This window comes from Polaribacter sp., from assembly GCF_036480315.1.
Classification (GTDB): domain Bacteria; phylum Bacteroidota; class Bacteroidia; order Flavobacteriales; family Flavobacteriaceae; genus Polaribacter.
In genome coordinates this window covers 1-4,229 of sequence record NZ_JAZGGG010000042.1, presented here as the reverse complement: position 1 = coordinate 4,229, position 4,229 = coordinate 1, and the positions used below count along the sequence as shown (strand labels likewise).

Sequence of the window (4,229 nt, the reverse complement as noted above, 5' to 3'; positions counted from 1 at the left end):
TTAATCTTGAAACAGTATGACCATTTGTTCTTTGTTTTGACATAAGACAAAGGTAAACATTTTTAGAAGCTAAAGCGAGATGCACTAAAGTGCATAGTTTTAACTATATTTGAGACCAATAAATTTTCAGAGTTCTTATTTGTTTTAAAATTGTCTAAATCTTTATTTGATATTTTACCATAAATATAATCTGCAAAATTTTTCCCATCAACTCCAACTTCAAGATAAACCCAAGATTCATTATTTATCAAATTTTCATTATTGCCCTTGCATGAAAATAGTATTAATATAGATATTAAAATAAAAGTATGTATTTTCATATAAAATATTTTTAAAACAAACTCTGTTGCGTATCATCATCTGTATTCTCTTTCTTCTTTTCGATTGCTTTCTTTAAAAGTGCTTTCTTTTTAGCTTCTTTATCTTCTATTTCTATGGTTGAAGATTTTTCTATCGTTGGCACATCAATTGGCAACTTCTCTTCAATTATTTCTTCATCAATAACCTCTACTTCTTCTACTTTCTTTTCTTCTGGCTCATCAAAAGGCAACGATTCTAATAAATTTACATTTTTAATTTTTTCTGTGGTTAATTGGTTTCCTTGAGCTTTAATTCCTTTTACAGCAATAAATTCCTCAAAATTAACTGTTTGATTTTCTAAACTTCTTTTAGAGTATTGTACTTCTGCAATAGGTCTGTAATCAGTAGCAATAATTTCTAATTTCGATTTTGGATGTTCAGAAATAAACTCTTCTTCTTTTTCTGATGTTTCTATTAAAAAACGCTTAACATAATAACGTTCTTTTTCTCCATCAAAATAAATTGCAGAAATTGGTTTGTTTGACTTCCATTTTTCTAGCACAATCATGTCGTCTTCAAAATGCATTGCAACATCTGGCTTTACAGCTTTTGCTTTTCCACTTTGTGTAATAATTAATAATTTATCTTCTGCTCTAAACTCACCTAACAACTCTCCTCTTTCATCAACATTTAAACGTTGTACAGCATCATCAAACCAAATTTTACGAGGTTTTAATGTAGAAACTCCTTCAGATTTAAAATCGACACTTTTAATTGTATATTTTGTAATTGTATTTCCTCTAACTGCTCTTCCTTTTACAGCTAAATCTGCAAAATCAATGTCCCATTTCAGTTTCTTTACACTACCAACTGCTCTTAAATTAATGGTTACAACCTCTGCTTCTCCATTCAAATTTGCTGAAAAATATAATACTTTAGAGCCTTTATTACCATTTGCTAAATCGTATTCTTTGTCTCTTGTTACAGACGTAACATTAAAACGTTTCATATAAGATGCGCCTTTTACTCCATCTTTATACATAAAATTGTAAACGGTTCTTTTATCTTTCTTTTTAAAGATAGCAATGTAGATAATGTCTTTTCCTACAAAAGTTTTTGAATCTACTTTTGTCACCATCATATTACCATCTTTTCTAAAGATAATAACATCATCTATATCTGAACAATCTGTTACAAATTCATCTCTTTTTAAAGATGTACCAATAAAACCTTCTTCTCTATTTACATAGAGTTTTGCATTGTTCATTGCTACTTTAGAGGCAACAATGTCATCAAAAATTCTAATTTCAGTTTTACGCTCTTTCCCCTTTCCATAAGTATCTTTTAAGCGTTTAAAATAGTCAATTGCATACTCTATTAGTTTTGCTAAATAATCTTTTACAACTGCAATTTTATCTTCTAAACCTTCTATAAACTGTTTGGCTTTGTCAATATCGAATTTTGATATTTTCTTAATTCTAATTTCTGTTAAACGTGTAATATCTTCAACAGTAATTGCGCGTTTTAAGTGCTTAATAAATGGTTTTAACCCTTTATCAATTGCTTCAATTACGCCTTCCCAAGTTTCTTCTTCTTCTATATCTCGGTAGATTCTATTTTCTATAAAAATGCGTTCTAAAGATGAAAAATGCCATTGTTCTTCTAATTCATTTAATTGAATTTCTAATTCTTTCTTCAACAACTCTACTGTTAAATCTGTAGAATGTTTTAACATTTCTGATACACCTACAAAAACAGGCGTATTATTTTCAATAGTACATGCTAATGGCGAAATAGATGTTTCACAATTTGTAAATGCATACAATGCATCAATAGATTTATCTGGCGAAACATTTGGTGGCAAATGCACCAATATTTCTACTTCTGCAGCTGTATTATCTTCAATCTTTTTTATCTTAATTTTCCCTTTATCATTCGCTTTTAAAATACTATCAATTAAAGAAGTGGTGGTGGTAGAAAACGGAATTTCATTAATAACTAACGTTTTCTTATCTAGTTGTGCAATTTTTGCTCTAACTCTTACTTTTCCACCTCTTTTTCCATCACTATAATTAGTGAAATCTGCAATTCCACCAGTTAAAAAATCGGGAATAATTTTAAAGCTTCTTCCTTTTAAGTATTTAATTGAAGCATCTATTAATTCTATAAAATTATGTGGTAATATTTTAGTTGATAATCCTACTGCAATTCCTTCAGCTCCTTGCGCTAATAATAATGGGAATTTTACTGGTAAATCTATCGGTTCTTTTCTACGTCCATCATAAGACATTTTCCAATCCGTAGTTTTTGGATTAAAAACAACATCTAATGCAAATTTTGATAATCTTGCTTCAATATATCTTGAAGCTGCTGCTCTATCTCCTGTAAGGATGTTCCCCCAGTTTCCTTGCATATCAATCAGTAATTCTTTCTGACCAATTTGCACCATTGCATCTGCAATAGAAGCGTCTCCATGCGGGTGATATTGCATTGTATGACCAACAATATTCGCTACTTTATTGTAACGACCGTCATCCAAATCTTTCATAGAATGCATAATTCTACGTTGTACAGGTTTTAATCCGTCTTCTAAAGATGGTACTGCTCTTTCTAAAATTACATACGAAGCATAATCTAAAAACCACTCTTTGTACATTCCTGTAACTTTGGTAATGGTTTCTTCTTGAAGTGATTCTAACTGTTCACCTTCATTTGTTAATTCCTCCTCGTGTTCGTTTTCGTTTATTTCTTCACTCATGTAAAAAACGTTTATTCGTTTAAGAGTTTAATTGTTTACTTGTTTTTTTTGGGCGTTACCTTAAGGTCGGGCTTTACATTATATTTTTTTATTTGTTCTCGATAAATTTTTCAAAAAAGAAAAATACTCGAACTGACATAAAAAGGATGTCATTTCAATCCCTAACGCAAGCGTACTTGCCAACTATATTTTATATCCTATTTTATTTCGCTCTGGTGTATTTTCTTTTTTCTCAACCAATTCATCTAAATAAGAAAACACTAATTCTATATTTTTATCTTGATTAGTTAGTTTCTTCTTGATGCCTTCGATTTCTAATCGTAAACTTAAATTATCACTTAATAAATTTCTCATTTTAGTAAATATTCTAATAATTTTGATATTTACAGCAATAGCTCTATCGCTTTTTAGCACACTTGACAACATGGCAACTCCTTGTTCTGTGAAAACCATTGGTGCATAACGCAAACCCATTTTATCAGAATTGGAGGTGCCAAATTGACTCCTCCAATTTTGAAGCTCATCTTTAGTTAGTTCAAACATAAAATCATCAGGAAAACGTTCAATGTTTCTACGAACTTGTCTTTTTAATAATTTTGTTTCTACTTGGTATAACTCCGCTAAATCCCTATCTAATAGTACCTTTTGATTCCGAATCAAATAGATTTTATTAGTAATGATTTCATCAGGAATTATTAAATTTTCTTCTTCTTTTTTCATTCCTCTAATCTTGAAGTGCCAATTTGGTATTTCAAGTTGCTTTTATGATTTGGAGGTTGCTAATTGCTTCCTTCAATTATATTTTTTTTCAATAATATAAAATATTTCAAATAAAATAGACATAATAAATATTATATGAATATAAATGTTTTTAAAAAACTTAACTGATTTGTTTAGTTTTTCATTATTATTTTTTGAAATCACAAATACTACAAATCTTGTCCCAAGCTCCATTATAACGATAAACAAAGAGATAAATAATATTAAAACAGCTTTCTCAAACATTGATTTATTCAAAAAAATCAATAATATTGATAATATTGATAACCCGTTGTGCATTTAAATAATACTAATTTTTAAGTTGTTAATATTTCTATCAAAAGTAAACTTATTAATGAATTGAATAATTGTTAATGAGGTTAATTTTGAGAGTATTCTAGTCTTAAAACCT

At 28.8% G+C, this 4,229-nt stretch carries 3 protein-coding genes and 1 pseudogene; all 4 read right to left on the bottom strand.

Annotated features, from left to right (window positions below):
- Positions 1–62: 62 nt before the first annotated feature.
- Positions 63–320 (bottom strand): hypothetical protein, encoded by a 258-nt coding sequence (locus tag V3V28_RS08705; protein WP_331364636.1) that lies wholly within the window; start codon positions 318–320, stop codon positions 63–65.
- 11 nt (positions 321–331) lie between these two features.
- A complete protein-coding gene (locus V3V28_RS08700) occupies positions 332–3,058 on the bottom strand; it encodes a DNA gyrase/topoisomerase IV subunit A (protein ID WP_331364635.1) in 2,727 nt (908 codons plus the stop codon).
- Positions 3,059–3,241: 183 nt separating this feature from the next.
- Positions 3,242–3,778 carry an ORF6N domain-containing protein gene (locus V3V28_RS08695; protein ID WP_331364634.1) on the bottom strand — a complete coding sequence of 179 codons (537 nt, stop codon included), beginning with the start codon at positions 3,776–3,778 and terminating at the stop codon, positions 3,242–3,244.
- A gap of 339 nt (positions 3,779–4,117) precedes the next feature.
- Positions 4,118–4,229, bottom strand: a pseudogene (locus V3V28_RS08690) (IS982 family transposase); the annotation flags it as partial.

Coding starts and splice junctions, on each gene's coding strand:
- V3V28_RS08695 (WP_331364634.1), bottom strand. CDS start 3,778: ATGAAAAAAGAAGAAGAAAATTTAATAATTCCTGATGAAATCATTACT.
- V3V28_RS08700 (WP_331364635.1), bottom strand. CDS start 3,058: ATGAGTGAAGAAATAAACGAAAACGAACACGAGGAGGAATTAACAAAT.
- V3V28_RS08705 (WP_331364636.1), bottom strand. CDS start 320: ATGAAAATACATACTTTTATTTTAATATCTATATTAATACTATTTTCA.